General features: G+C 42.2%; 26 protein-coding genes, 2 tRNA genes and 1 riboswitch. Of the genes, 8 read left to right on the plus strand and 20 right to left on the minus strand.

What is annotated here, in order from left to right:
- Positions 1 to 132 precede the first annotated feature (132 nt).
- The 5 genes from BDD26_RS18560 to moaA all read right to left on the minus strand — a co-directional run bounded on the left by BDD26_RS18560 (position 133) and on the right by moaA (position 3,243).
- A complete protein-coding gene (locus tag BDD26_RS18560; protein WP_038262022.1) occupies positions 133 to 843 on the minus strand; it encodes a Bax inhibitor-1/YccA family protein in 711 nt (236 codons plus the stop codon).
- Positions 844 to 1,042: 199 nt separating this feature from the next.
- The gene (gene moaE, locus BDD26_RS18565) at positions 1,043 to 1,504 is read right to left on the minus strand and encodes a molybdopterin synthase catalytic subunit MoaE (RefSeq protein ID WP_038262025.1); all 462 of its coding nucleotides are present in this window, start codon (positions 1,502 to 1,504) and stop codon (positions 1,043 to 1,045) included.
- Positions 1,505 to 1,506: 2 nt separating this feature from the next.
- Positions 1,507 to 1,752, minus strand: a complete 246-nt coding sequence (gene moaD, locus BDD26_RS18570) for a molybdopterin synthase sulfur carrier subunit (protein ID WP_038262027.1) — start codon at positions 1,750 to 1,752, stop codon at positions 1,507 to 1,509.
- Complete coding sequence (gene moaC, locus BDD26_RS18575; RefSeq protein ID WP_038262030.1) at positions 1,749 to 2,228, minus strand: cyclic pyranopterin monophosphate synthase MoaC; 480 nt, start codon at positions 2,226 to 2,228, stop codon at positions 1,749 to 1,751. The genes moaD and moaC overlap by 4 nt, the downstream gene beginning before the upstream one ends.
- Before the next feature lie 19 nt (positions 2,229 to 2,247).
- On the minus strand, positions 2,248 to 3,243 hold the full coding sequence (moaA, locus tag BDD26_RS18580) for a GTP 3',8-cyclase MoaA (protein ID WP_115827393.1): 996 nt from the start codon (positions 3,241 to 3,243) through the stop codon (positions 2,248 to 2,250).
- A riboswitch (molybdenum cofactor riboswitch) is annotated at positions 3,233 to 3,427 on the minus strand. It overlaps the preceding gene by 11 nt.
- 265 nt (positions 3,428 to 3,692) lie before the next feature.
- Here moaA and BDD26_RS18585 point away from each other — a divergent pair.
- Positions 3,693 to 4,601, plus strand: coding sequence for a gluconeogenesis factor YvcK family protein (locus tag BDD26_RS18585; protein WP_115827394.1), 909 nt, complete (start codon positions 3,693 to 3,695; stop codon positions 4,599 to 4,601).
- A gap of 101 nt (positions 4,602 to 4,702) precedes the next feature.
- On the opposite strand, the gene uvrB is transcribed toward BDD26_RS18585, so the two are convergent.
- The 5 genes from uvrB to bioB form a co-directional block, all read right to left on the minus strand.
- The gene (gene uvrB, locus BDD26_RS18590; RefSeq protein WP_038262038.1) at positions 4,703 to 6,736 is read right to left on the minus strand and encodes an excinuclease ABC subunit UvrB; all 2,034 of its coding nucleotides are present in this window, start codon (positions 6,734 to 6,736) and stop codon (positions 4,703 to 4,705) included.
- A gap of 706 nt (positions 6,737 to 7,442) precedes the next feature.
- On the minus strand, positions 7,443 to 8,126 hold the full coding sequence (gene bioD, locus BDD26_RS18600; RefSeq protein ID WP_038262041.1) for a dethiobiotin synthase: 684 nt from the start codon (positions 8,124 to 8,126) through the stop codon (positions 7,443 to 7,445).
- A complete protein-coding gene (bioC, locus tag BDD26_RS18605; RefSeq protein WP_115827395.1) occupies positions 8,116 to 8,889 on the minus strand; it encodes a malonyl-ACP O-methyltransferase BioC in 774 nt (257 codons plus the stop codon). The genes bioD and bioC overlap by 11 nt, the downstream gene beginning before the upstream one ends.
- Positions 8,873 to 10,024: an 8-amino-7-oxononanoate synthase gene (bioF, locus tag BDD26_RS18610; protein WP_115827396.1), complete on the minus strand. Its 1,152-nt coding sequence runs from the start codon at positions 10,022 to 10,024 to the stop codon at positions 8,873 to 8,875. The genes bioC and bioF overlap by 17 nt, the downstream gene beginning before the upstream one ends.
- Positions 10,024 to 11,064 (minus strand): biotin synthase BioB, encoded by a 1,041-nt coding sequence (gene bioB, locus BDD26_RS18615; RefSeq protein ID WP_038262047.1) that lies wholly within the window; start codon positions 11,062 to 11,064, stop codon positions 10,024 to 10,026. The genes bioF and bioB overlap by 1 nt, the downstream gene beginning before the upstream one ends.
- Before the next feature lie 95 nt (positions 11,065 to 11,159).
- Between bioB and bioA the strand changes: the two genes are divergently transcribed.
- Together bioA and BDD26_RS18625 are read left to right on the plus strand one after the other, a co-directional pair.
- Positions 11,160 to 12,440, plus strand: coding sequence for an adenosylmethionine--8-amino-7-oxononanoate transaminase (gene bioA / locus BDD26_RS18620; RefSeq protein ID WP_115827397.1), 1,281 nt, complete (start codon positions 11,160 to 11,162; stop codon positions 12,438 to 12,440).
- A gap of 245 nt (positions 12,441 to 12,685) precedes the next feature.
- Positions 12,686 to 13,258: a hypothetical protein gene (locus BDD26_RS18625; RefSeq protein ID WP_115827398.1), complete on the plus strand. Its 573-nt coding sequence runs from the start codon at positions 12,686 to 12,688 to the stop codon at positions 13,256 to 13,258.
- 72 nt (positions 13,259 to 13,330) lie between these two features.
- Here BDD26_RS18625 and pgl read toward each other — a convergent pair whose 3' ends face one another.
- Positions 13,331 to 14,317: a 6-phosphogluconolactonase gene (pgl, locus tag BDD26_RS18630; RefSeq protein WP_115827399.1), complete on the minus strand. Its 987-nt coding sequence runs from the start codon at positions 14,315 to 14,317 to the stop codon at positions 13,331 to 13,333.
- Positions 14,318 to 14,465: 148 nt separating this feature from the next.
- Here pgl and BDD26_RS18635 point away from each other — a divergent pair, with 148 nt between their 5' ends.
- Positions 14,466 to 15,281, plus strand: a complete 816-nt coding sequence (locus BDD26_RS18635) for a pyridoxal phosphatase (protein ID WP_115827400.1) — start codon at positions 14,466 to 14,468, stop codon at positions 15,279 to 15,281.
- Between the two features lie 148 nt (positions 15,282 to 15,429).
- Here BDD26_RS18635 and modC read toward each other — a convergent pair whose 3' ends face one another.
- The 4 genes from modC to BDD26_RS18655 form a co-directional block, all read right to left on the minus strand.
- Complete coding sequence (gene modC / locus BDD26_RS18640; protein ID WP_170140430.1) at positions 15,430 to 16,494, minus strand: molybdenum ABC transporter ATP-binding protein ModC; 1,065 nt, start codon at positions 16,492 to 16,494, stop codon at positions 15,430 to 15,432.
- A complete protein-coding gene (modB, locus tag BDD26_RS18645; protein WP_038262065.1) occupies positions 16,488 to 17,180 on the minus strand; it encodes a molybdate ABC transporter permease subunit in 693 nt (230 codons plus the stop codon). The genes modC and modB overlap by 7 nt, the downstream gene beginning before the upstream one ends.
- Before the next feature lie 17 nt (positions 17,181 to 17,197).
- Positions 17,198 to 17,980 carry a molybdate ABC transporter substrate-binding protein gene (gene modA, locus BDD26_RS18650; RefSeq protein WP_115827600.1) on the minus strand — a complete coding sequence of 261 codons (783 nt, stop codon included), beginning with the start codon at positions 17,978 to 17,980 and terminating at the stop codon, positions 17,198 to 17,200.
- A gap of 269 nt (positions 17,981 to 18,249) precedes the next feature.
- Entirely contained in the window at positions 18,250 to 18,396 is a 147-nt protein-coding gene (locus BDD26_RS18655; RefSeq protein ID WP_038262067.1) for an AcrZ family multidrug efflux pump-associated protein, read from the minus strand.
- Between the two features lie 211 nt (positions 18,397 to 18,607).
- On the opposite strand from BDD26_RS18655, the gene modE reads away from it, so the two are divergent.
- The 4 genes from modE to gpmA all read left to right on the plus strand — a co-directional run bounded on the left by modE (position 18,608) and on the right by gpmA (position 23,247).
- Positions 18,608 to 19,414, plus strand: coding sequence for a molybdenum-dependent transcriptional regulator (gene modE, locus BDD26_RS18660; protein ID WP_115827402.1), 807 nt, complete (start codon positions 18,608 to 18,610; stop codon positions 19,412 to 19,414).
- 206 nt (positions 19,415 to 19,620) lie between these two features.
- On the plus strand, positions 19,621 to 21,105 hold the full coding sequence (gene modF / locus BDD26_RS18665) for a molybdate ABC transporter ATP-binding protein ModF (RefSeq protein WP_115827403.1): 1,485 nt from the start codon (positions 19,621 to 19,623) through the stop codon (positions 21,103 to 21,105).
- Positions 21,106 to 21,325: 220 nt separating this feature from the next.
- Entirely contained in the window at positions 21,326 to 22,156 is an 831-nt protein-coding gene (locus BDD26_RS18670) for a CPBP family intramembrane glutamic endopeptidase (RefSeq protein WP_115827404.1), read from the plus strand.
- 338 nt (positions 22,157 to 22,494) lie between these two features.
- Positions 22,495 to 23,247: a 2,3-diphosphoglycerate-dependent phosphoglycerate mutase gene (gene gpmA / locus BDD26_RS18675; RefSeq protein ID WP_038262081.1), complete on the plus strand. Its 753-nt coding sequence runs from the start codon at positions 22,495 to 22,497 to the stop codon at positions 23,245 to 23,247.
- A 63-nt stretch (positions 23,248 to 23,310) separates the two neighbouring features.
- Here the strand turns inward: gpmA and aroG are convergent, their stop codons facing one another.
- The 5 genes from aroG to cpoB all read right to left on the minus strand — a co-directional run bounded on the left by aroG (position 23,311) and on the right by cpoB (position 26,735).
- Complete coding sequence (aroG, locus tag BDD26_RS18680) at positions 23,311 to 24,363, minus strand: 3-deoxy-7-phosphoheptulonate synthase AroG (protein ID WP_038262084.1); 1,053 nt, start codon at positions 24,361 to 24,363, stop codon at positions 23,311 to 23,313.
- A gap of 284 nt (positions 24,364 to 24,647) precedes the next feature.
- Positions 24,648 to 25,349, minus strand: coding sequence for a nicotinamide riboside transporter PnuC (gene pnuC / locus BDD26_RS18685; RefSeq protein WP_038262088.1), 702 nt, complete (start codon positions 25,347 to 25,349; stop codon positions 24,648 to 24,650).
- A gap of 272 nt (positions 25,350 to 25,621) precedes the next feature.
- Positions 25,622 to 25,697: transfer RNA gene (locus BDD26_RS18690), tRNA-Lys, on the minus strand.
- 31 nt (positions 25,698 to 25,728) lie between these two features.
- Positions 25,729 to 25,804, minus strand: a tRNA-Lys gene (locus tag BDD26_RS18695).
- A gap of 166 nt (positions 25,805 to 25,970) precedes the next feature.
- Entirely contained in the window at positions 25,971 to 26,735 is a 765-nt protein-coding gene (gene cpoB, locus BDD26_RS18700) for a cell division protein CpoB (protein ID WP_115827405.1), read from the minus strand.
- Positions 26,736 to 26,742: the final 7 nt, after the last annotated feature.

Raw genomic sequence — 26,742 nt, forward strand, 5'->3', positions numbered from 1 at the left:
CTATTGTTTCAAATTCTCGGTATTCGTTATAGTCCAAACTGAAGGAAAATCCTTATATTGAAAATCAGTAGCAAAAAACCCTGTACAAACAGGGTCTTTAATATTTTAGAATAGGAAAATCGCATTCATTAATTAACGGCGATCACCCAGAATGCGCAGCAGCATCAGGAACAGGTTGATAAAGTCCAGATACAGCGTTAGTGCACCAGTAATGGAATATCTACGCAGGTTCTCTTTATCATTGATATCCAGCTCAGCACCCATTTCTTTCAGTTTCTGGGTATCGTAAGCAGTCAAACCAGCAAAGATCAGAACCCCAATATAGGTAATTGCCCACATCAGAGCCGGGCTTTTCAGCCAGATATTGACCAAAGAAGCCAGTACAATACCGATTAGCCCCATAAATAGGAAACTGCCTAAACCGCTCAGACTACGCTTCGTGGTATAACCATAGACACTCAGCGCACCAAACATCGCTGCCGAAATAACAAAAGTGCTGGCAATAGAACTACTGGTGTAAACCACAAAAATACTGGATAACGTCAGCCCGGTTAGCATGGAATAGAGCATAAACAGCCCTGTAGCCAGAGCACCACTCATTTTATGCACCAGACCAGACAGCACAAACACCAATGCAAGTTGTGCAATGATCAAGCCATAAAATACGACAGAGTTACTAAAGATGGCATATAAAATTTCCGGCGTATTTGCCACATACCATGCAACAAATGCGGTTAACAACAAACCACAAGTCATCCAACCGTAGACTTGCGCCATATAAGTTTGTATACCTGAACCAGCTTGCTGGACAATCGAACCACTAGAACGTTGATATCGGTCCATGACGATTACCTTTTATGACAATGTTAAAGGGTATAGACTGTTAAAAATAAACAACCTATTTCAAATGCTATACATTAGCATAGAACATGAACAAAACCATCTGCCAATTAATGACAATTTTAGTGATATATTATTTCTTTACCCAGTTTTAGAGATAGTTCGCAAAATACTCCGCAAATGTATTTTTTCTGATTTTATATCATTGAGTTAACCAGCGACTGGCGGCTTCCCGATCGCTTTCCTTTGCTTCCACCCAACGCTCTCCATCATTAAGGAATTCTTTTTTCCAGAAAGGAGCCTGAGTCTTCAAATAATCCATCAGAAATTCAGCCGCAGCAAAAGCCATGCTGCGATGGGTGCTTGTTACGCCGACAAATACAATTTCATCCCCCGGATATAACTTTCCAATACGATGAATAATGTTGATACGTTGTAGTCGCCAACGCTGGCGAGCTTCATCAGCAATTTTCTGCAACATATTTTCCGTCATGCCCGGATAGTGTTCCAATATTAACGCCCGGACATCATCGCCAAGATTGTGGTTACGTACCTTGCCTGTAAAGGTTACAACCGCACCATCTTCATCACACTGTGCCAGCCATTGGTATTCTGCACCAACATTAAACATCTCTTTCTGGACACAAATCCGTGTATTTTCCATACTTATCCTCCTGTAACAGGCGGAAAAAATGCTACTTCATCACCATCACGCAGTGGATGTTCGGCATGAACAAAGGATTGATTCACCGCTGTCAACCATTTGCCTTCTTCCAATGCTAATTTCCAGCGTTCACCTTTTTCAAGTAGTGCCTGACGAAGATGAGCCACCGTTGGATATTCACTGGGCACTTCAAGATAATCGGTTCCCACCAACTCACGGACTTGAGCGAAAAACAGAACTTTTATCATTTTTCCACCTTAAAATTTCCCGATTTTCCACCACTTTTTTCCAGCAAACGTACAGGCCCGATAACCATATCTTTTTGTACTGCCTTGCACATGTCGTAAATTGTCAGTGCTGCTACGCAAGCGGCTGTCAGAGCTTCCATTTCCACCCCGGTTTTGCCTGCCAGACGACAACAGGATTCAATTCTGACGCGATTATGTTCTGTTTGTGCCTCCAATTGAACCTCAACTTTGCTGAGTAACAAAGGATGACACAGGGGAATTAATTCCCAAGTCCTCTTCGCTGCCTGAATGCCTGCAATGCGGGCCGTTGCAAAAACATCCCCTTTGTGATGATCGCCGGCAATAATCATAGCCAGCGTTTCGGCCTGCATTTCAACAAAGGCTTCTGCTCTGGCCTCACGCACAGTTTCTGCTTTGGCAGAAATATCCACCATATGAGCTTCACCCGCAGTATTGATATGAGTTAATTGGGACATTCTTGCTCCTGAAAATAAATTAACCGCCAATAAAAGAAAGATTCGAGGTAATGCCACTATCCCCCTGATGTAGAAAATGCGTTTCACGTTTATGACGCAATCCGCCCTGAATACGTAATTTCAAATCATTAAGTGATGTGTCATCGGATAATAAATCACGCAACGGGATCCCCTGTTCACCAAACAGGCACAGATGGAGATTGCCAATAGCTGAAACACGCAGGCGATTACAACTTTGGCAGAAATCTTTTTCATACGGCATGATCAAGCCGATTTCTCCCTGATAGTCTGCATGCCTGAACACCTGAGCCGGCCCGTCACTACGTGCTCGCTGCTGTGGTTGCCAACCTTGTTGAAGTAAACGACGTCGGATCACATCACCGGAAAGATGATGACGCTGGAAAGTTGCACTACCTTCTCCCGTTTCCATCAACTCGATAAAGCGCAATTGAATTGAACGGTGCTTTATCCAATCAAGAAAAGCTGGCAGGATGGTCTCATTGATATTCTTCATCAACACCGAATTAACTTTTACTGTGCTGAAGCCTGCTTCAAAGGCCGCATCAATGCCACGCATAATCTGAAAAAACTTATCCTGTCCGGTAATAGCATAAAATTGACGGGGATCGAGACTATCCACACTCACATTGACTGCTGTAAGGCCAGCTTCTTTCCAGCGGGCAACTTCACGCTCCATACGATAGCCATTAGTCGTGACAGCAATTTTTTTAATCTGCGGATTTTCATGCACCGTCGCAATAATATCGCAAAAATCACGGCGCATAGTGGGTTCTCCTCCCGTCAGACGGATCTTCTCTGTGCCAAGCTCAGCAAATGCACGACTGACACGACGGATCTCCGGCAGGGTCAGAAATGATTTGTGTTCCCTGGAGGGAGAGCGGTCAGGTTGGTAACCGTTGGGCAGACAATAGGTGCAACGAAAGTTACATACATCAGTAATCGATAGCCTCAAGTAGTAAAACTTGCGGGAGAACATATCAATGAGTTGTTCCACTATAACACCTTCCAATCATGGGGGATGCAGGCATTTCTGCCTTGCACCCTGGTGACTCAAGAGCCACGGCCAAAGCATCATATCGATGTGGTATCCATTTGACAGAACTATTTATGCCAGTACTAATTAGTAAAAAATTACACAGCAAAGACTTAGATGCAGAGGCTAGGGGTTAATTTCAAACTTGGTCATCATGTAAACTATTACGTGAATAGCCGAGTCTTACTGTGGATTCTAACGCTTAAATCAATAAAAAGCTAACTTCGGCACCGATATATATCTTGATATACAACGAGTTACGAAATATCATCAGCATCAACCTGTTGTCATCTATTTATTCTATTTGGGTAGAAAAATAGCTGATAAAAATCGCATAAAATCATGGCAATTGCTCAAAACGTCATACTTTATGATAGATTACATAAAATTTATTCAGTAACAGGAACCCTATGCGAAACCGAACATTAGCCGATTTAGATCGTGTTGTTGCCCTCGGAGGTGGTCACGGACTCGGACGCGTCATGTCTTCCCTCTCATCTCTCAGTACCCGGCTGACTGGTATTGTCACTACAACAGATAATGGTGGCTCAACCGGAAGAATAAGACGTTCCGAAGGGGGTATCGCCTGGGGAGATACCCGCAATTGCCTTAATCAGTTGATTACGGAACCCACGGTTGCTTCAGCCATGTTTGAGTATCGATTTGGCGGTAATGGCGAGCTGGCAGGACATAATCTGGGTAATTTGATGTTGAAAGCTTTGGATCATTTAAGTGTCCGACCTCTTGAGGCGATTAATCTGATCCGCAATCTACTGAAAGTGAATGCGCATCTGATCCCTATGTCTGAACAATCTGTTGATTTAATGGCTCTAGATGATCAGGGAAATGCGGTGTATGGTGAAGTGAATATTGACCAACTGAATTGTGTGCCGCGAGAGTTAATGCTTTACCCCCATGTCAACGCCACTAAAGAAGCGCTGGAAGCCATTGAACAGGCTGATTTAATTCTAATCGGTCCCGGTAGTTTTTTCACCAGTCTGATGCCGGTATTACTGTTGGAAGATTTAACTCAATCTTTGCGTCGCAGTAATGCCAATATGATTTATATCGGTAATTTAGGGAAAGAACTCAGTCATGCTGCCGCTGATCTCTCATTGAAAGATAAACTCGATATGATAGAGAATACGATTGGTCGCAAGATGATTAATGCAATCATTGTTGGCCCATGCACAGATACCCGCAATTTGAATGACAGGATTATCACACAACAAGTTTTGGAAGCTCAGGATATTCCTTATCGTCATGATCGCGAATTATTACGGCAAGCAATAGAAGATACCCTGCAAAAATTGGGATAATTCATTCGTTACCGGCTGATATCTACAGATTACACCGCTAAGTTACCGATAGAGAGTGATTATTTCACTCTCCATTTCAATTTAAGAGTTGATAATAAGATTTAAGAATTGACAATAAACTGTGCTCTTAATGCCTGAACCTGATCGCGCACGTTAGCCGCCTGTTCAAATTCAAGATCACGCGCATATTGGTACATTTTTTCTTCCAACTCGCGGATTTTACTCTCCAGTTCTTTCGTGGATAGTTTCTGATAATCGTCCATTCCCAAATCTGTTTTGTTTCTGCTTTTACTCTTAGCTTTTCCTTTACCATTAACAGGTTGACCAAGTTGCAGAATATCGCCAATTTTTTTATTCAGCCCTTTTGGCGTAATACCGTGCTCTTCGTTAAACGCCTGTTGTTTAGCACGACGACGTTCTGTTTCACTAATTGCTTTCGCCATAGAATCGGTAATTTTATCACCGTACAGAATCGCTTTGCCATGCAGGTTACGCGCTGCACGCCCAATCGTCTGGATCAAAGAACGTTCTGACCGAAGGAAACCTTCTTTATCGGCATCTAAGATTGCAACTAAAGAGACTTCCGGCATATCCAAACCTTCACGTAACAAGTTGATCCCAACCAGTACATCAAATTCTCCCAGGCGCAAATCACGGATGATTTCCACCCGCTCAACGGTATCAATATCAGAATGAAGATAACGCACCCGCTCGCCATGCTCTTCCAGATATTCTGTCAAATCTTCCGCCATACGCTTGGTCAGAGTGGTTACCAGTACACGTTCATTTTTTGCTGCACGGACACGGATTTCAGACAATAAGTCATCAACCTGAGTCGCAACTGGACGAACTTCAACCTCTGGGTCGATAAGACCCGTTGGACGCACCACCTGTTCAACCACTTCATTGCCGGATTTCTCCAGTTCATAGTGGCCGGGTGTTGCCGATACATAAATGGTTTGTGGTGCCAGAGCTTCAAATTCTTCAAAGCGCATCGGACGGTTATCCAACGCTGATGGTAACCGGAAACCATATTCCACCAGTGTCTCCTTACGGGAACGATCTCCCCGATACATGCCACCCAATTGTGGGATAGTGACGTGGGATTCATCCACGATCAACAAACCATCCGCTGACAGGTAGTCGAATAAAGTCGGAGGCGGTTCCCCTGGAGCACGGCCGGACAGATAGCGGGAGTAGTTTTCAATCCCGGAGCAATAACCCAGTTCATTCATCATTTCCAGATCAAATTGGGTTCTCTGGGTTATACGCTGTTCCTCCAGCAGCTTATCTGAAGCCAGAAGAACTTTACGTCTCTCATCCAGCTCAACTTTAATATATTCTATCGCCTGAAGGATACGCTCACGTGGTGTTACATAGTGAGTTTTGGGATAAACAGTATAACGGGGAACATTATATTGCACCTGCCCTGTCAGCGGATCAAACAAAGAAAGCCGTTCCACTTCATCGTCAAACAATTCAACACGCAATGCATGTTCATCTGATTCAGCAGGGAAAATATCAATCACTTCACCACGTACACGGAAAGTTCCTCGCTGGAATGCCTGATCATTACGCGTATATTGCAGCTCTGCCAGACGACGCAGGATAGAGCGCTGGTCTATCAACATCCCGTTAGTCAGGTGCAGCATCATTTTCAGGTAACTATCGGGATCACCCAAACCATAAATTGCGGAAACAGATGCAACCACAACAACATCCTTTCGCTCCAACAAGGCTTTTGTCGCAGACAAACGCATCTGTTCAATATGTTCGTTCACAGATGCATCTTTTTCGATAAAAGTATCAGAGCTGGGCACATAGGCTTCTGGTTGATAATAGTCGTAGTAAGAGACAAAGTACTCTACTGCATTCTCAGGGAAGAACTCCTTCATTTCACTATAGAGCTGAGCCGCCAACGTTTTATTCGGAGCCAAAACCATCGTTGGTCGATTCATATTTGCAATAACATTGGCTATCGTGAATGTCTTGCCTGATCCCGTAACCCCCAATAATGTCTGATGGGCAAGACCATCTTCCAGCCCATCCTGCAATTTCCGGATAGCTTCTGGCTGATCTCCGCCAGGCTCGAAATCAGAACATAACTTGAATACTTTGCTCGTCTCTTTACTCATCTTCCACCCGATATCATTGCATGCCTATACACCCATCTTTCAAGTTACAACTTTGCGGACTGCGCGTTGAAACCCATCGTGTATATATGCTAACCAAAACGCTCTTATAATACTGGATAAAAAACCAGCTTCAAGTAGATTAGCAAAATAATATTATCCCCAATTCAAAAATTGTACCCGACAGACGTTAACCAGGGGCAGAAACAGCCATAAGGTGATATTAACCTTTAGTTAACATTAGCTAAGACTATTTTTATCCCCAGATAGCTATTTTGCTTTTTCCTATTTTCATTTTAGCTACTGAAATGATAAAGCAGGGAATGATAAAGAGGCATTGAAAAGGATTGATTTTATATAACCAACTAATTTTAAATAAAAAAAATTCAAAGGAGAGAATAACAGCAAATCTTGCGCAAGCCGCGTGTCATCTTGTGTCAGACTACTTTTCTAAACCTAATACACAAGGTTATCCACAGGAACAGTGGATAACTCAACAAACCCTATTAGGCATGGGAGGTTGCAGAGTTATCCTCTTCTGTGGATTTCTTCAATAGCGAAATGTTTTCATACTATTTTGAAATAGTTTTACGCTATTTATTGTTCAAAAATAGGACAATAATTGTTAAAATGAGGCATATTTTATACCAACTTTTCAGCCAGAACCCACTTATCCAGTGGGCTATTTTAACTAACAGCGAATAAATAATTAGTTAACCAACAAATCAATATTTATATATTCTCCAATGTTATTTTTTTTATCTGAGTCGCTTAAATGGGGTATAACACCAAGTAAAGGCGCAGAAATCATCCGTTTTAATGTTGCTAAATACTCAGCCTGACGCTTGCCAGCGGGCTCTATTTCATTCGCAACCCAACCCACTAATTCCAAATCTGAACCTTGAATAACTTTTGCTGTTAAGACAGCATGGTTGATACAGCCCAGTTTAACTCCTACCGTTAAGATCACAGGCAGTTTTTCCTGAACCACCCAATCTGCAAAAGTAGTATTTTCAGATAACGGTGTATACCAACCACCAGCCCCCTCAATTAACACCCAATTCGCTTTTACCGCCAATTTTTCCAGACCTTGTGACATCACAGTAAATTCGATCGGTTGATTGAGTTCAGCACTGACAATATGGGGAGAAGTCGGTTCTACAAATACTAATGGGTTAACTTCCTGATAAGATAGAGATACTGAACTGTTATACTGCAAAGCCAAAGCATCTCCATTACGTATCCCTTCCGGAGTCACTTCACTGCCTGATGCCACTGGTTTATAACCCGCAGTTTGATAGCCTTTTTTATTCGCCGCTTGTAACAAGGCACAACTGACAACCGTTTTACCTACTTCGGTATCAGTCCCGGTAAGAAAATATTTATTTGTCACAGTAAATGACTCCGAAAGCAATTTGATAGCTTAATGGGTAATTTCCATTATTTCTCGGATACACTTCTGAAAGAACATTCAGGCGTTTTCTCGTCATCAAACCCGGTTTACGGCCACGATGAAGATGTGTAGCTCCGATACCTTTCAAGGAATTCAATAAAAGCAGTAACTGTGGATAATGCTGGCTATATTGCTTGTGTATGAATTGATGCCGATACGGTTGACACGCATCAGCAATTGCCTGCAAGGACAGGAATTGATTGATGTGTCGATAAGAATCAACGCGCTCCCATGCTGTTTCCAGCTCACACAATGAGCCCTGTGCAAGCGTGGAGAACAAAATAAGGCCTCCGGGACGGGTTACGCGATGGAATTCCTGCAATGCACATGGCAGATCATTACACCACTGTACAGCCAAGTTACTGAAACAGATATCCACACTATTATCCGCCAGCCCTAAATGCTCAATATCGCCTTGCAGGTAATAGTCAGCAACTTGCTGACTCTGAGCATGGTTTAACATGCCGGCAGCCAGATCCAATGCGATAACCTGTTTACCCCATTGTTTCCAACGGTGACTAAAAAAACCTGTGCCACAACCAGCATCCAATACCCGAACACCAGTATCTTCTGCTCGTGCCAATTCCATCAGGTATTCCCCGGTTTGTTGTTGCAACTTCGCAACAGTGTCATAGCATGAGGCTGCTCTGCCAAAAGCCCCCGCAATCGCCTGTTTATCAACACATTTAATAGCCAGATCCACGCAACGCCTCCAGTAATACATCAATATCTTGTCGGGTATGATTTGCTGTCAGTGTGATACGCAAACGAGCACTATTCGGTGGCACTGTCGGTGGAAGAATCGCTTTTACCCATACTTTTTGTTGCATAAGCAAGTGGGATAAGGCGATACAACGTTCATTATCACCAATGATCACAGGCTGAATAACAGTTTCAGAATCCACCAGGGAAAAAGGTAAATTTTGCGCCTCACGGCGAAAATAACGGATATTATTTTGCAGACGATGGCGTAATTCATCTCCAGCCCGGATTTGCCGCACAGCTTCAGAAAGAGCTACAGCCTGAGCAGGTGGCATAGACGTGCTGTAAATCAAGTGTCGGGCATATTGAATCAGGTACTCTGCGGTCTGTTCATCACACAACACAGCCGCACCACTTAAACCAAATGCTTTACCAAATGTGACGATTAAAAGCTCTGGTTTCACATCCTGCAACCAACAACTACCCCGTCCTTCATCTCCACGAATACCGATACCGTGAGCATCATCAACCATTAACCAGCCGCCCGCAGATTGTGTTTGCTGTGCAATCACATCAAGTGGTGCACTATCTCCATCCATACTGAAGATGCCCTCGGTGACGACTAATGTTTTACCTGTACACTCTTTTGCCAGATGCTGTTTCAGAGAATCAGGATTATTGTGCAGAAAGCGCCGTAGTTGAGCCGGAGATTGCATAGCTGCTTCCATCAATGAGGCATGGCTCAGGCGATCAGCAATAATACGATCCTCCTTTTCCATCAATGCAGCTATCACTCCTTGATTAGCGGCATAGCCAGAAATGAACAGTAAAGCCCGGGGATAACCAAGCCATTCCGCCAGTTGTTGCTCCAGCATATGGTGAGCTGCGGTATAACCTGTAACATGCCCCGAACCACCGCTGCCTACACCATACCGCTCCGCCCCTTGTTGCCAGGCGGCAATAATTTGCGGATTTTGACTCAGTCCGAGGTAGTCGTTACTGGAAAAGTTCAGGTACTGGCCATCAGAAGTGTCTAAGAGCTGCCCACATGAACCCAAATGGACTTGCCTGCTACGCCACAAAGATGTGCCCCGGCGTTCAGCCAAACGCCGGGAGATAGAATCTGACCAATTCATCATATTGCCGCATTATAGAATTGTTCATTATCAGCATTGTTTATGATTGCTTCTGTCAGGTGTTGCTGCTGTTGATTATCACCAAATGCAGTTTTTGTCTGCTGAGGATTGATACCCAATCTGCGGAACAGTTGCAGGTCTTTGTCTTCCTCAGGATTCGGGGTTGTCAGCAATTTACAACCATAAAAAATAGAGTTGGCTCCGGCCATAAAACACATAGCCTGAGTCTGTTCATTCATCTGTTCACGCCCTGCGGATAAGCGGACATGAGATTTCGGCATCATGATCCGAGCCACCGCAATAGTGCGGATAAAGTCAAATGGATCGACGTCCTCGTTACTTTCCAGCGGTGTTCCTTTAACTTTTACCAGCATGTTGATTGGCACGCTTTCAGGTGGTTTCGGCAGGTTTGCCAGTTGTACCAACAATGCTGCCCGGTCACGAATTTCCTCACCCAGACCCACAATACCTCCAGAACACACCTTAATGCCTACATCCCTGACATTTTCCAGTGTATCCAGCCTGTCCTGATAACTGCGTGTGGTAATGATATTGCCGTAAAATTCCGGCGAGGTGTCCAGGTTATGGTTATAGTAGTCCAGACCTGCCTCTGCCAGACGCTGTGCCTGAGATTGGTTCAACATTCCCAGTGTCATACAAGTTTCCATACCCAATGCCTTAACTTCTTTAACCATCTTCTCCAGATAAGGCATATCCCGTTCGTGTGGATTTTTCCATGCTGCGCCCATACAAAAACGGGTTGAACCTGCATTTTTGGCTTTGCGGGCAGATTCAATGACTTTTTCCACTTCCATCAGGCGTTCTTTTTCCAGACCAGTTTTATAACGGGAACTTTGTGGACAGTACTTACAGTCTTCTGGACAGGCTCCGGTTTTTATTGAAAGAAGTGTACTGACCTGTACCTGCTGTGGATCAAAATGTTCGCGATGTATCTGCTGTGCCTGAAACAATAATTCAAAAAAAGGCTTATCAAACAGCACCTGTGCCTGTTTGATAGTCCATTGTTGACGCTCACTCACAATAATTTCTCCAGTGTGAAAAATGTTGTCAGTTTAAATAACACCGCTATCATGTCAACCAAAACAAACTCAAAAAGGTTTACAATAAATTTGTTATGAATCGTTCAGATATTGAATTTGACCTGCGCCATATCTGGCATCCGTATACATCAATGAGTAATCCACTGCCGACTTATCCTGTTGTTTCAGCCAGTGGCGCTGAACTGGTATTGTCAGATGGCCGTAGGTTAATTGATGGTATGTCTTCATGGTGGGCCGCGATCCACGGCTACAATCATCCTGTACTTAATAAAGCGGTAACGTCGCAAATTGACAAAATGTCTCATGTAATGTTTGGCGGTATTACCCATCCACCTGCTATTGAACTGTGTAAACAGCTAGTGGCAATGACCCCTGCGCCATTAGAGTGTGTTTTTCTGGCCGATTCCGGATCTGTTGCCGTGGAAGTTGCCATGAAAATGGCGCTGCAATATTGGCAAGCCAAAGGGAAAAAACAGAAGAAAAAACGCCAGAAATTTCTGACACTACGTCATGGTTATCATGGCGATACTTTCGGTGCAATGTCGGTCTGCGATCCCGATAATTCAATGCACAGCCTTTATAAAGGCTATCTCCCCAGTCATCTGTTCGCAGATGCCCCTCAATCCCGTTTTGATGATGAATGGCAACCAGAAGATATCGCTTCTTTCCGGCAATTAATACAACAGCATCATGATGAAATCGCCGCTGTCATTATGGAACCGATTGTTCAGGGAGCAGGTGGAATGCGAATTTATCATCCTGAGTATCTGCGTCAGGTTCGTCAGCTTTGTCATGAATACCAGATTTTGCTGATTGCGGATGAGATCGCTACCGGATTTGGCCGCACAGGCAAGTTATTTGCCTGTGAACATGCTGATATCGAACCAGATATTTTATGCTTAGGTAAAGCACTGACAGGCGGTTATATGACGTTATCCGCAACGTTAACAACTCGCCATGTAGCAGAAATCATCAGCCAGAGTGAGGCCGGCTGTTTTATGCACGGCCCAACTTTCATGGGCAATCCACTGGCTTGTGCCGTTGCCAGCGCCAGCCTGAAATTACTTACAGGAAGCCAGTGGCAACAACGTATTCAGTCAGTTGAATCTCAGTTAAAAAGCGAGTTGCTGCCTCTGAAATCACATGAATCTGTTGAAGATGTGCGGGTATTAGGTGCAATTGGCGTTGTAGAAATGAAACAGCCTGTTGATATGGCTTCTCTACAGCATCATTTCGTACAACAGGGAGTTTGGATAAGACCATTTGGACGCTTAATTTATTTAATGCCTCCTTATATTATTCAGCCGGGGCAATTGTCGAAACTGACAAATGCTATTACTGATGCAATAATTTAACAATGAAGGTCAGCATTAATAATTATGCTGGCCTTATTTTTCCTCAAAATTAAATTATCTCTTCTATTTTTTTATTTATCGATTCATATCATTAAGCTCGCTATATAATTATCCGGTTTAACTTCAAAAATCAGTCACTGATAAATATTAGTAACTAATTGGCTATATTCTGCATCATTTAAAAATAAATTTTCTGATATATTGCGTACACAGTCATATTTATTCTAACCAGAGAGAGATATATCATGAATCAAGAAAATTTAGTTGCACCTTCTAAAGACGAACTGGAAACTGTATTTGCACTGTCTAACGATATGTATAAGCAAGAACAATTACACTATGAGGCAATAGCAAAAGAGAAACCTGAGCTGGCTCATTTATTTGGGAAAAATCCTGGAGCAAATTCATTACCTCATCCAGGCTTAAATATAACAGAATACGTCAGTGGATATTTTAATATTAATACATATCTCCAGTATGGAAGTTATCCATTTATTCAAGTATCATCTTATCCTGTTTTAATTGGAACTGCTCCGAATACAAGAAAGAGTGCTAATTTCAATGGGTATATTTATGGTGGATATAATATGCCACAATTGAATTTTAATAATCTCTATCTTGGTGGTGTAATACACCATACCAATACTATTATAAACACTCCACTTAATTTCCAACTTTTCATTTATCCTCAAAAAATCTATCTGCGTTTATTTAAAGGAAATTTTTATTTGGGAGATTTAATTTCTGTATATCAACATCATATACTGGTTACATATCCTATTGTTTTCTCAGGGGTTGGCACCTTTAGTCTTGCCTAAAAGACAGCGGGTATCAGAATAATTTTCAGAAGAAGAATCAAATGCCGCGCTAATAATTTGCGCGGCTTCTAATTACAATGCCAATACTGTTACCCACATAGGCCCTTTACCAACCGGATAACGTGCCAGTTGGGTCAGTTTTCCGCTGTATTTATCAATGCCGGATACTGAAATATGATCGGATTTCTGCCCTGAAGAGATTAAAAAGTTACCACTGTAATCTATGGCAAAACCACGAGGCTGATTTTCTGTCAGGTAATGTCCTGCTAATGTCAGATGATAGCCATCTTCTGAAACACGGAAGTGACTAATCACACTTTCAGAACGCTCGCTGGTATAGAGATGACGACCATCCGGTGTGATATGAATATCCGCAGACCAACGGGTACTGGAAAAATCCGCAGGCAATGAATCAACAGATTGTACTATGCGGTATTTTTCCCATTTACGCAGCACATCTACGGTTGAATCGAGTTCATTAATGCAATAAATTGCCTCTTTTTCTGGATGAAAAGCCATATGGCGCGGGCCTGCACCAGCTTCTGTTGTGATTTCGTCGGCACGGCTTTCTGTCAGATATCCCTGCTCATTCAAATCAAAAATACGAATATGATCTTCTTTCAAGCATGGAACCAATAATTGGCAATTCTCCCGATCAATATTGGCCGAATGTGGCGCTTTCAACCCTTCTACAATTTGGATCGGTGCTTTGACTACACCATTTTTGTCAATGGGGTGAACACTTAAATTGTTGAAGCTATAGGAAGCAGAAAATAAAAAACGCCCTGCTTTGTCCGTTGAAATATGAGTCGGGCTACCCGGTAATGGTGCAATGGCTTGCTGTTCCAATCGCCCATCAGAGCCGATTTTATAAGTGACGATGTTGAATTGAGGTCGTATCCCTACATATAAATGTTTACCATCAGGATTAACCACCATCGGTTGTACTTCACCCGGTACATTTACCGTCTGGAGTAACGAAAGTTCTCCAACAATATTCAGAGACCAGACATGAATCTGACAACTATTCGGACTGGCTGTATAAACCACTTGTTTCATTTTATCTCCTTAAAGCTCCATCACTATTTTATTGATCTGTAATGATTCTTGGAAAAATTTGTTTGTTAAACTGAGTGTATATCAGTTTAACTGTTTTTAATTAACATATAATATTTGCTTGAATCATCAACAATCTAGAGGCTAACTCATGTCATACCGCGTTATTGCGCTGGATCTGGATGGAACATTACTTGATCCACAAAAAAATATTCTGTCAGAGTCAATAACAGCCCTAAGTGAAGCTTGCCAGACGGGCATTAAGATCCTGATTGTCACTGGGCGTCATCATGTTGCCATTCACCCTTTCTATCAGGCACTCCAACTCGATACTCCGGCTATTTGCTGTAACGGGGCTTATTCATACGATTACCACGCTAAAAAGGTTCTGGCTGCCGATCCTCTCTCTATTCAAGAAGCCTCTCAAGCACTTTCTTATTTGCAAGGTGCGGAAGTTGAGCATCTGATGTATGTTGATGATGCTATTTTATATGAATTTCCACACACAGTTACCCGTACCTTTGCGTGGTCAAATTCTCTGCCTGAACACCAACGCCCTACTCTCCAGCACATCAAGAATTTTCAGGAAGCGCTGCACAATGTGAATTTCATCTGGAAGTTTGCCACCAGCTCCCCCGATTTAGAGAAACTACGTCAGGTTAGCGAGCAAATTGAGAAAAATGTGGGTCTGGAATGTGAATGGTCATGGTTTGATCAGGTCGATATCACCAAAAAAGGCAATAGCAAAGGGATGCGTTTACAGCAATGGGTAGAGTCACAAGGGATGAGCATGAAAGATGTCCTGGCTTTTGGCGATAATTATAATGATCTCAGTATGCTGGAAGCAGCAGGTCTGGGTGTTGCTATGGGAAATGCTGTCGATGATGTCAAAGCACGGGCAGATCTTGTCACAAAGAACAATGCTCAGCCCGGTATTGCAGAAGTAATTCGAAAATATGTGCTTTAGTTTTTCACTTAATTAGCCGAATTCAAAGGGGGGAGTGAAAAAAGTTTTACTCCCCGAATCACCGGCTCTGTTCTGTTTTCTCAGTTCTTTTCTTCCGTGATTTTCTTTCATGACTTTTTTCGTGACTTTTTTTCGTGAATAGTTGCCATTACAAGTGACGATTCAGTGAAATACTCTTTATCTGAGCATATAACCATTGCCCTGTGCGTAAATTAAGCTCTTCCCGCGCCCATAGTGTGATCCTTGCCCATAGAAATTGATCGCTTAACGACAATTTGACATCAACCTGACCAGCCTCTTCAAAAATCTCGATGACTTTCACCTGTAAGGTATTACGGATACTGCTGCCTCTTGGTGGTTCTAATACTAAAGAGACATCCGATGCGTCAATTCGGATACGCAAGTCAGTTCCTGCAACGGCATCGATTTTCGGCAACCAAAGAGCTTTATCTCCCACCGCGACCACTGTCATCTGATGACGCTGGTGGTGATCCATCACAATCACAGGAAGTATGCTGCTAAGACTCTCTTTCTGTAACCACGGACACAGTATGCTGTTTGACCATACTTCTTCCAGTGAACCTGTGGCTCTGATTTTTCCTTTATCCATAACAACCACGTTATCTGCTAAACGGATAATTTCATCCAAACTGTGACTGACATACAGGATTGGGATCTTGACATCTTCAGACAGTTTTTCCAGATAAGGCAACAATTCACGTTTACGTGGCAGATCCAGTGAAGCCATTGGTTCATCCATCAACAGTAATTCAGGCCCGGTCAGTAATGCACGCCCAATTGCAACTCGCTGTTTTTCACCTCCTGATAAAGTCACCGGGAAACGGGACAGTAAATGTTCAATACCGAGTAAATCTACAATTTTATCAAATTGCGGTTGCATATCGGGTGACATGCCATATTGCAAATTTCCTTTGACCCGATAATGAGGAAAAAGACGGGCATCCTGAAACACATATCCAATGCGGCGCTTTTCTGGTGGCAGAAAAATTTTTTGTTCTGTATCAACCAAGATACGTTCATTCAAGGCAATTTTGCCTTTTTGCAGTCGGGTTAAACCAGCAATGACATTGATTAAAGAAGTTTTACCTGCGCCTGAAAGCCCAAATATGGCAGTAATACTTTCTGTTGGTAAAGTGGTGTCAACCTGCATGTGCAGATCACCCAAACGCTGTTTAAAACTTAGCTCTAACATGCTGCCCCCAGCCGCTTTCTTCCCCAACGAGTTAACCACTCAGATATCAATAACGAAACCAAAGCCAGCACTACAGCAATGACACATAAACGTGCAGCTGCCGTTTCTGCACCAGGCATTTCAATCAATGTGTACATAGCCAAAGGAATTGTGCGTGTTTCTCCGGGGATATTCGATACAAAAGTGATTGTTGCACCAAATTCCCCCAGTGAACGGGCAAACGCCAGCACAGATCCAACAATTATTCCCGGTAATGAAAGCGGTAAAGTAATGGTAAAAAAGACTTTAAGTGAATTTGCTCCTAATGTGCGTGCGGCCTGCTCCAGACGAAGGTCTATAGCCTCCAATGCCAACCGGATAGCTCTGACCATTAACGGAAAAGAGACAACTGCCGAAGCCAAAGCAGCTCCTGTCCAGTTAAACGCAAAGCTAACGCCAAACCAATTATAAAGAAATTCCCCAAGTACCCCCCGGCGCCCCATGCTGATTAACAACAGGTAACCAACAACAACCGGAGGTAATACCAGCGGCAGATGGATAAGGCTATCAAGCAGAGACTTCCCCAAAAACTGGCAGCGCGCCAGAACCCATGCCATCAAGATCCCTAATGGCAAACTGAATAACACCGCAATACCTGAAACTTTCAGGCTCAGTAAAATTGCCTGCCATTCATATTCACTTAACATCTCCAAAAGAACAGTTCCTACAGTGGACTAAAGCCGTAACGTTTGAAAACATTAACGGCTTCAGGGGATTTGAGATAATCATAAAAATCACGTACCGCCTGATTTTCGTGACCTTTAATAATTGCAATGGGATATTCCACTGGCTTATGACTCTCTTGCGGGAATATACCAATCACTTTCACTTTCTTGCTGGCAACGGCATCAGAACCATAGACAATTCCCAATGGTACTTCTTCCCGTTCCACCAAAGCCATACCGCTGCGTACATTATTGGTACGAGCCAACGATGGGTTAACCAAGTTCCACGCCCCCAGATAATGAAGGGATTCTTTGGCATAAATACCAACCGGAACATGATCGGGGTCACCAACCGCTAAACGTCCTCCAGACAGTAAAGACTGCCATTTTGTCTTTCGATTGATATCGACTTTATTCAGTTGACTCTCTTTAGGAGCAATCAAAACCAGTTGATTCCCCAGTAAAGTATGACGAGTATTTTCAACAATAAGTTTCTTATCAGAAACATAATCCATCCATTGTTGATCAGCAGAAACAAAGATATCTGCGGGCGCTCCCTGCTCTATCTGGCGAGCTAATGTTGAAGACGATGCATAAGAAGCAACAATATCTCCCCGATTTTCTTTTTTATACTGCTCAGCAATATCATTAAGTGCATTCGTTAATGATGCAGCAGCGAAAACAGTCACTTTCTCCGCAGCCCAACCATTTCCAACAAGTGCAAAAGAAACTATAGCTCCTGTCAGTAACTGATAAAAATTCTTTGCTATGCGCTTTTTCATACGCTTTTTCATATTGTATTCCACTTATGATAACCAAGACGGTGCGCTGTATATAACAAGATACAACGTTAAATGAAAATACTATTCTGAGATTAATCGGCAAGTTGTGAGCCAGTTTTAGCTTTTGTGTTCACTCAGGGCAGGTGTTGCAATTCAGGATGTGGAGAATTTTTATTTGTAAGCTGGCGGTTGATGGGAAAAAAGCGTAAGGCAAAAAAATTACCCGGAAAAACCGGGTAAGATAAACTCTGATGATCAACCAACTGAGATCAAAGCTTTCGTTCAAGATTTTTCGATTCGTTTTTGGAAATCATGTTAAACAGCTCGCCAAGCCCGTAAATCAATCCCAGAATGACTGCCATGACAGCGGGAACCATAACCAGCGCAAATGCCATACTTTTAATCAACTCAAACATGTAAACCTCATATCATGAGTGACTATTATCTAGCCAAAAATAAACTGTACCGTATTTAACTCTCTTTTCCCCTACCAGAGCAAGAGCAACGTACTGCACAGACAACAATCTCACTATTCTAGACAATAAAAAGATAACAGTAACCGACGAAACGTGCGATTCTTACAGTTATTCTGTATAAACTTTCAAATAGTTGCCTGAATAAATCACTATGCAAGCAGAAATATTGTTAACACTCAAATTGCAGCACCGGATTTTCGCCGATCCCCGACGAATCGAGTTACTAAAACAGATTAAAATCACAGGCTCTATCAGTCAGGGGGCCAGGCAAGCTGGTATCAGCTATAAAAGCGCCTGGGATGCTATCAATGAAATGAACCATCTCGCAGATGGGTTATTGGTTGATCGTGCAACTGGTGGTAAAGGTGGTGGAGGTGCCCAACTTACACGTTATGGTGAACGCCTGATACAGCTCTACGATCTGCTGGAAAAAATTCAGCAAAAAGCATTTGATGTTCTCAATCAGGATTCATTGCCTTTGGGTAGCCTGTTAGCCGCCATATCCCGATTTTCCCTGCAAACAAGTGCCAGAAATCAATTTTTTGGAACAATTGTCGAGCGTGATTATGAGAACGTTCAGCAAAATATCCGTATCCTGCTGGCTGATAACAAAACATCAATCTGTGCTGCGGTAACAGAGCAAAGCGCTAACCGATTAAATCTGGTAAAAGGTAAAGAGGTGATCGCCTTAATTAAGGCTCCGTGGATTACCTTAAGCAAAGGCACTATAGCTGCAATTTCCTCCAACAAGATCTCTTTTGAGAATAAGTTATCTGGTCAAATCAGCCAGATTGAAACAGGAAAACAATGCAGTGAAATTATCCTGACCCTTGATGGCGGTGGATCGCTCTGTGTCACGTTATCCAATCAGGAAATAGAAGATTTGGATCTTCAGCTGCATGATCCAGTGACTGCGCTTTTTAATGCAGATAAGGTGATTATTGCAGCATTATATTAGCGACATATTATCGATACTTGCCTCCTGATACTTACTGTCAGGGGCATCTGTACTGTTGTTGTAACACAATTTCTGTAACAATTTTTGTACCTCCCTTCCTAAAATATCAACCCATAACGAATAACAGACGGTTACTCATTGACATTGAACATTATTCCGCTTATTTCTGTGATCCTTTAGTTGATGTTGCTTAAAAAGGAATAGAAATGTCTGAATTGCAAGTAAAGCAAGGTAGTTTCCGTTTAAGTGACACCCGTATTCTGCGGTTACCGTCACTAAAAATTATTTCCGGGGAAAGCTGGGCATTTGTCGGCGCGAATGGCAGTGGAAAGTCTTCTCTGGCTCGTGTTTTATCAAATGAACTAACTCAACTGACAGGTGAAACACATTGCTCTTTTCATACTCCGATACGAATCTCTTTCGAGCAGCTTCAGCAGCTGATCGATGAAGAATGGCAACGCAACAACACAGATTTGATCAGTGAAGATGAAGAAGACACGGGGCGTACTGCCGCAGAAGTGATCCAAATGTATCACAAAGACAATGAATTGTGCCTTGAACTGACAAAATACTTTGGCATTAAAGACTTGCTTTCACGCCGTTTTAAATATCTTTCTACTGGAGAAGTACGCAAGGTTTTGCTTTGCCAGGCATTAATGGCCGATCCAGACCTTTTAATCCTTGATGAGCCTTTTGACGGATTAGATGCATATGCCAGGGATCAGTTATCTCAATTATTAGAGACTCTGACCACAAAAGGCATCACTCTGGTTTTAATCTTAAACCGATTTAACCAGATCCCTGATTTTGTCGAACAAATTGGTATATTGGCTGATTGTCATTTGACATTAGCCGGAGAAAAAAAACGTATTTTGGCTGAATCTCTTGTGGCACAATTGGCACACAGTGAAGCTCTAAAAAATATTCAACTACCAGAGCCAGATGAATATCGGGTTGATAAGCAACTCCCCGCAGATCAACCTTTAGTATCAATGCACAACATGGTTGTTCAATACAACGATAAACCAATATTACATGGCCTGAACTGGCAGGTTAACCCTGGTGAACACTGGCAAATCATCGGTGAAAATGGTGCCGGAAAATCCACTCTTCTCAGTCTGATCACTGGCGATCATCCTCAAGGTTATAACAATCAGCTGATTTTATTTGGCCGCCAGCGGGGAAGTGGTGAAACTATCTGGGATATAAAACGTCATATTGGTTATGTCAGCAATAGTATTCATCTCGAATACCGTGTCAGTACCAGCGTCCGTAATGTTATCCTCTCCGGTTTCTTCGATTCTATCGGGCTTTATCAGACAGTTTCAGATCGCCAGCAACAATTAGCTGATGAATGGCTAATACTGTTAGGTTTATCCGGGGCAACTGCAAACAGTCCATTCCATAGCCTGTCGTGGGGACAGCAGCGGTTGGTATTGATTGCCCGTGCTTTAGCGAAACATCCGGCATTATTAATTCTGGATGAGCCATTACAAGGGCTTGATCCACTTAATCGTCAATTAGTCCTGTGCTTCATTGACATCATGATCAGAAGTGGTGATACACAACTTTTGTTTGTTTCTCACCACCAGGAAGATGCGCCTGAATGTATTACTCATCGGCTGAAATTTATTCCTGATGGTGATGTCTACCGATATGAAACAGAGCTGACTTCCCGTTCCTTTTCGTGATGACTTAATAATCCCCCTCTCAAATGAAACTAAGAGAGGGGTAAGTCTGCACACTGCACCGTCTCTTAAATAAAGAAAATTGTGTGCCAGCTTACAAAATAGTACGGAATACTTTTTTGGTATTTTTTATTATTTTTTTTGAATTTTTTTTCTCTTGCTATAAAATCTCGGTCTATTTTTAGACTATTTACCTATTTTTTCAAAAATAACCGAGAGTTGTATGGGCTGGACTTTACTTGCCGCTTCGTTGGCACTGCTAGATATTCGCCAAAAAATCGCTTTTTTCATTGGATTTTTAGCTATTGTTGTTGGGATCAGCACTCATGTGTTGGCCTATCCCGCGATTATCTCACTATTAATGATAAGTGTGTTGGGTGTAGCACATATCTGTTTCAATACCAAAAAGCATGCTATCGGTAAAAACATTACCGAATTGCTATTGGTTATCGTGAGTATTTTGTTATTTATACATTACATCCCCGGTTTTCATAACCTGAAATATCTGGATAAAGTACAGGTTGGGCCACACAGTGCCCCTTTTTCCATGTATTTTAATTTTGACAAAGCTTTGATCCCCTTTATTTTGTTATGCTGTATGCCGAGTTTATTCCGCCGCAATCCGGTGGTTAATGCTCCTGCACATGGCTGGGCATTGTTAATCGCAACTATACCTGCGTTATTAGGGCTCGCGACTGTTCTCGGTGGATTAGCCGTTGAACTCCACCTCCCTAGCTGGTTTCCTGCATTTGTTGCTGCCAATATCTTATTCGTTTCATTGGCAGAAGAAGCCTTATTCCGCGGTTATATTCAACAAAAACTCAGTCAGTGGATGAGCCCTTATTTTGCACTTATCATAACTTCGTTAATATTTGGTGTTGCTCATTTTGCTGGCGGTGTCCTGCTGATGGCTTTCGCAACACTGGCAGGTCTGATTTATGGTATAGCATGGATGTGGAGTGGACGTTTATGGGTAGCTGTCGGCTTTCACTTTACGCTTAATGTGTTACATCTGCTGTTTTACACTTATCCGATAAAAGCAGTCATCAGCTAAACGGAATCTGATTCTAATCAATCTCCAGTTGCAGCCATATTCAATAAATTTCAAGATACGGGTCAACGGCAAGGGAACAAACTCCGGGGAACATAGTTCTATGTAACAGATACTATGTAACAGATACTATGTAACCGAGATGAGTAAAAACCGCTAGTAAAACTGCAACTTGAAAAATGACAGGAATAATCAGGCTGCAACTGTCTCCAGATGTGCCCAAACATGATTTAAAACAGGTGTTCCGAGACTATTGTTTGCCGTTTCGGTCTATCGCACCATATAATGCCCCCAGCGACCATTTCATTTGTATTAAAAAGTTAATGATAGGAGTTTAAGCTATGGCTGTAACTAAGCTGGTCCTTGTAAGGCATGGTGAAAGTGAGTGGAACAAAGAGAACCGCTTTACCGGCTGGACTGATGTTGAATTGTCTGATAAAGGCCGCACTGAAGCACAACAGGCTGGTCAATTGCTAAAACAAGAAGGTTTTACTTTTGATTTTGCCTACACTTCTGTTTTAAAACGTGCCATTCATACTTTGTGGAATATTCTGGACCAAGTCGATCAGCAATGGCTGCCTGTTGAAAAAAGCTGGAAACTAAATGAACGCCATTATGGTGCACTGCAAGGTCTGGATAAGGCTGAAACAGCAGCTAAATACGGTGATGATCAAGTTAAATTGTGGCGTCGTGGGTTTGCAATCACTCCTCCAGATCTGACTAAAGATGATGAACGTTATCCTGGTCATGATCCTCGCTATGCAAGCCTGAAACCAGAAGAACTTCCTGTCACAGAAAGTCTGGCAACCACTATCGAGCGTGTTGTCCCTTATTGGGAAGAAGTTATCAGACCTCGTGTTGCAAACGGTGAAAAAGTCATTATTGCCGCTCATGGCAACTCCCTGCGTGCACTGGTGAAATATCTGGATAACATGGGCGAAGACGAAATTCTTGAATTGAATATCCCAACGGCTGTGCCATTGGTTTATGAATTTGACGAAAACATGAAACCAATCAGACACTATTATCTGGGTAATGCTGATGAGATAGCTGCAAAAGCAGCCGCAGTAGCAAACCAAGGTAAAGCAAAGTAATTCAAACCATTTCTTAGACATTAAGCAAAAGCCGGAAATCACTCCGGCTTTTTTCATACTGGTTTAACCCCGACGTGCTCTGACAGCCTGAGATAATTGCCGCAATAAAGTCTCTGTATCATCCCAGCCAATACAGGCATCTGTCACACTTTGACCGTAAACCAGAGGTTCGTCACTATCCAAGCTTTGGTTGCCTTCAACCAGATTGCTTTCAACCATCACGCCGATAATCGCAGTTTCTCCTGCGGAAATCTGACCACAAACATCAGTACCAACATCCATTTGCCTTTTGAATTGCTTCGCACTGTTCGCGTGGCTGAAATCAATCATTACCCGTGGTGCCAATCCTGCTTTTATCAACTCTTCTTTGACAGCACCGACGTGTTCAGCACTATAATTCGGCACCTTACCACCACGCAGAATAATATGACAATCCTGATTACCTACAGTGTTAACAATTGCAGAATGACCCCATTTAGTCACTGACAGGAAACAGTGTGATGAGCTGGCTGCATTAATGGCATCAATCGCAACTTTTATTGTACCGTCAGTACCATTCTTAAAACCAACCGGGCAAGAAAGACCAGATGCCAACTCACGATGAACCTGGGACTCTGTTGTACGCGCTCCTATCGCTCCCCAACTCATGAGATCTGCAAGATATTGAGGTGTAATCATATCAAGGTATTCGCCTGCTGCTGGTAATCCCATATCGTTAATATCGATCAGAAGCTTACGTGCTATGCGTAATCCATCGTTGATATCAAAACTACAATCCATTTTCGGGTCATTAATTAACCCCTTCCAACCGATTGTGGTACGAGGTTTTTCAAAATAAACCCGCATCACGATTTCCAAATCTGCCTTCAATTCTTTGCGTAATTTGTTCAGGCGTTCTGCATATTCCAATGCAGCCTTCGGATCATGAATTGAGCACGGACCAATTACTACCAATAGACGATCATCTTCACCAGCTAAAACGTTATGAATAGCTTCACGGGCTTCACGGACAGTAATAGCAGTATCTTTTGTCGCGGGAAATTTTTCGAGCAATGCAACTGGTGGTAATAATTCTGTTATTTTCCTTATTTTTATATCGTCATTCTGGTAATTCATCGACCTTCCACCTAATGTGTTTACAGTTATTTGAAATAATTTTGTGATCTCAATCTAACTGTTAGGTGCTATGCTGTAAATAATCTTTGTGGGTAAGAAAAGAACTTTTTTCATAGAAGAATAAGAATATACATAAAAATTATGTAAATTCAGATAATTAAATTAATAAAGCGGGAACTTGTAAGAGGGAATAATTAAATGAAATATCAATAAATAAGCCATAAGCCGATTAATGACTTATGGCCTGCGCTAACTGTTAGTTAGCATTTTTAATAGATCACACTTCATTCATTATTTTTAGCTGCTGTGATCCACAAACGAGCACCATTCAGAGCGATCCCCGTCAGAATAATGTACTGCAACGACATAGCCAGAACACCCTGGTAGAAGTAAATCACTACACTAATAACATTAATGATCACCCATATCAGCCAATTTTCCACATGCTTACGAGTCATTAAAATCATTGCCACTATCGATAGCACTGTCATCACTGAATCCCAGAATGGGAATGCATCTGGCTGTAAATTCGGCATGGTAATATTGGAGCCCATCCCCTGTAAGACAAAAACCACAATTTTTGCCATATAACCAAAGATCTGATCAATATTGAATGTCATGATCAAGATAAAAATGATAGAAACTGCCGCAACACTAAGCATTTGTTTAGGGTTCAGCCAACGGATCTTTAATTCTATCTGTTTCTGTTCGTTGATTCGGCTCCAGGCATACCAACCATAAATATTAGCGGCGAAGAAAAAGATTTGCAGGATAAGACTGGCATAGAGTTGAATTTGGAAAAATATCACAGCAAATAATGACACATTAATCAAACCAAACAAGTAATTAATGATTTTTTCTTGACTGGCGAGCCAAATACATAATAAACCCGCAATTGTGCCAACAGCTTCTATGTATGAGAGGTTATAACCACCTGTTCCTAACGGAATATGTACTAATATGTTATGAATATTGAAAAAATCCATGCTTTCTTATCCTTACCATAAATGATGTTTAGTATATCAATACAAAAAACGTAGAATTAAGATAAAAATCGATTATTTTGCTCTTAATTGTTTTACATGCTAAACAAGATAGCGAATTATTAAGCAAAAGTCTTTAAGTATTTTAGAGATCTTAATGTAATAAGGGAGAAATAAATTTTCGACTCGAACCGGTGAGCGATTGATTAAAAGCCAACAGTTCTACTGACTAAGCTAACGACTCACTTGGAAAATGTATGAATGAGAATTTTAGATGGTGGGTCGTGCAGGATTCGAACCTGCGACCAATTGATTAAAAGTCAACTGCTCTACCGACTGAGCTAACGACCCATCTTGGGAATGTATGAATGAGAATTTTAGATGGTGGGTCGTGCAGGATTCGAACCTGCGACCAATTGATTAAAAGTCAACTGCTCTACCGACTGAGCTAACGACCCATCTAAATCTTGCCTGGCATTGCTTTCTTATTGCTTGCCAACGGCGGCATATATTACTGATTTCTCTGTAAGGCGCAATATTTATTTTATCAAATCCCGTTTAAGCGCCTATTAATCGGCCAATCATCCCCAAAAAGACCGATAAATAACCTCTTGGGGATAATTATTACATTCCTGCAATCTTTTTTTCGGCCATTTTAGCCGCACTAGTGCCGGGGTATTGCTTAACCACCTGTTGATAAACTGCCTTCGCTTTATCCTTTTGCCCTTTTTCCTGCATGATCAAACCAACTTTATACAGAGAATCACTGCTTTTTTGTGACTTAGGATAATTTTTCACTACGGTCGCGAAATAATAAGCCGCATCATCTTTCTTACCTTTGTTGTAATTCAACTGACCTAACCAATAGTTGACATTCGGTAAGTATTTCGACTTAGGATAAGCTTTAGCAAAATTCTGGAATGCTACGATAGCCTTATCGTATTCCTTAGTGTTGATAGCCAAAGCAACGGCGGCATCATAATCTCCCTTTTCGCTTCCTGTGCTGATGGCAGCTGCGGGCTGATTATCAGCCCCCTTTTCCGCCGGGGTCGCTGTATTACCATTTTCTGCATCTGAAGGATGAGTGATTTTATCCAACTGCTGATAAATATCTTTCTGGCGCTCAATGATCTGATTTAATTGATACTGATTTTCCTGAATCTGACCACGGAGTGTATCAATATCACGCTGAGAATCAGCAAGCTGTTGCTGGAGTTGAGTTAATAACTGGCTATGAGCGTCGGAAATACGCTCTAATTGGGAAAGGCGCTCATCTGTGGAGCCTGAGCCGACATTACTGATTGGCGCTTGGGCAGTAGCGGCCCATGGAGCCGCTACGCCAACCAATAACGACAGACCCAATACAAAACGTCTGAAGTTACTGTTCATGCCTTAC

The organism is Xenorhabdus cabanillasii (assembly GCF_003386665.1).
Taxonomy (GTDB): Bacteria; Pseudomonadota; Gammaproteobacteria; order Enterobacterales; family Enterobacteriaceae; genus Xenorhabdus; species Xenorhabdus cabanillasii.

Excerpts from the sequence above, each read along its gene's own strand:
- moaC (WP_038262030.1), bottom strand. The coding sequence starts at position 2,228 with ATGTCCCAATTAACTCATATCAATACTGCGGGTGAAGCTCATATGGTG.
- modE (WP_115827402.1), top strand. The coding sequence starts at position 18,608 with ATGCAAGCAGAAATATTGTTAACACTCAAATTGCAGCACCGGATTTTC.
- BDD26_RS18585 (WP_115827394.1), top strand. The coding sequence starts at position 3,693 with ATGCGAAACCGAACATTAGCCGATTTAGATCGTGTTGTTGCCCTCGGA.
- modF (WP_115827403.1), top strand. The coding sequence starts at position 19,621 with ATGTCTGAATTGCAAGTAAAGCAAGGTAGTTTCCGTTTAAGTGACACC.
- cpoB (WP_115827405.1), bottom strand. The coding sequence starts at position 26,735 with ATGAACAGTAACTTCAGACGTTTTGTATTGGGTCTGTCGTTATTGGTT.
- BDD26_RS18670 (WP_115827404.1), top strand. The coding sequence starts at position 21,326 with ATGGGCTGGACTTTACTTGCCGCTTCGTTGGCACTGCTAGATATTCGC.
- modB (WP_038262065.1), bottom strand. The coding sequence starts at position 17,180 with ATGTTAAGTGAATATGAATGGCAGGCAATTTTACTGAGCCTGAAAGTT.
- pnuC (WP_038262088.1), bottom strand. The coding sequence starts at position 25,349 with ATGGATTTTTTCAATATTCATAACATATTAGTACATATTCCGTTAGGA.
- modA (WP_115827600.1), bottom strand. The coding sequence starts at position 17,980 with ATGAAAAAGCGCATAGCAAAGAATTTTTATCAGTTACTGACAGGAGCT.
- moaD (WP_038262027.1), bottom strand. The coding sequence starts at position 1,752 with ATGATAAAAGTTCTGTTTTTCGCTCAAGTCCGTGAGTTGGTGGGAACC.
- gpmA (WP_038262081.1), top strand. The coding sequence starts at position 22,495 with ATGGCTGTAACTAAGCTGGTCCTTGTAAGGCATGGTGAAAGTGAGTGG.
- pgl (WP_115827399.1), bottom strand. The coding sequence starts at position 14,317 with ATGAAACAAGTGGTTTATACAGCCAGTCCGAATAGTTGTCAGATTCAT.
- BDD26_RS18655 (WP_038262067.1), bottom strand. The coding sequence starts at position 18,396 with ATGTTTGAGTTGATTAAAAGTATGGCATTTGCGCTGGTTATGGTTCCC.
- aroG (WP_038262084.1), bottom strand. The coding sequence starts at position 24,363 with ATGAATTACCAGAATGACGATATAAAAATAAGGAAAATAACAGAATTA.
- uvrB (WP_038262038.1), bottom strand. The coding sequence starts at position 6,736 with ATGAGTAAAGAGACGAGCAAAGTATTCAAGTTATGTTCTGATTTCGAG.
- bioF (WP_115827396.1), bottom strand. The coding sequence starts at position 10,024 with ATGAATTGGTCAGATTCTATCTCCCGGCGTTTGGCTGAACGCCGGGGC.
- BDD26_RS18635 (WP_115827400.1), top strand. The coding sequence starts at position 14,466 with ATGTCATACCGCGTTATTGCGCTGGATCTGGATGGAACATTACTTGAT.
- BDD26_RS18625 (WP_115827398.1), top strand. The coding sequence starts at position 12,686 with ATGAATCAAGAAAATTTAGTTGCACCTTCTAAAGACGAACTGGAAACT.
- moaE (WP_038262025.1), bottom strand. The coding sequence starts at position 1,504 with ATGGAAAATACACGGATTTGTGTCCAGAAAGAGATGTTTAATGTTGGT.
- bioA (WP_115827397.1), top strand. The coding sequence starts at position 11,160 with ATGAATCGTTCAGATATTGAATTTGACCTGCGCCATATCTGGCATCCG.
- BDD26_RS18560 (WP_038262022.1), bottom strand. The coding sequence starts at position 843 with ATGGACCGATATCAACGTTCTAGTGGTTCGATTGTCCAGCAAGCTGGT.
- modC (WP_170140430.1), bottom strand. The coding sequence starts at position 16,494 with ATGTTAGAGCTAAGTTTTAAACAGCGTTTGGGTGATCTGCACATGCAG.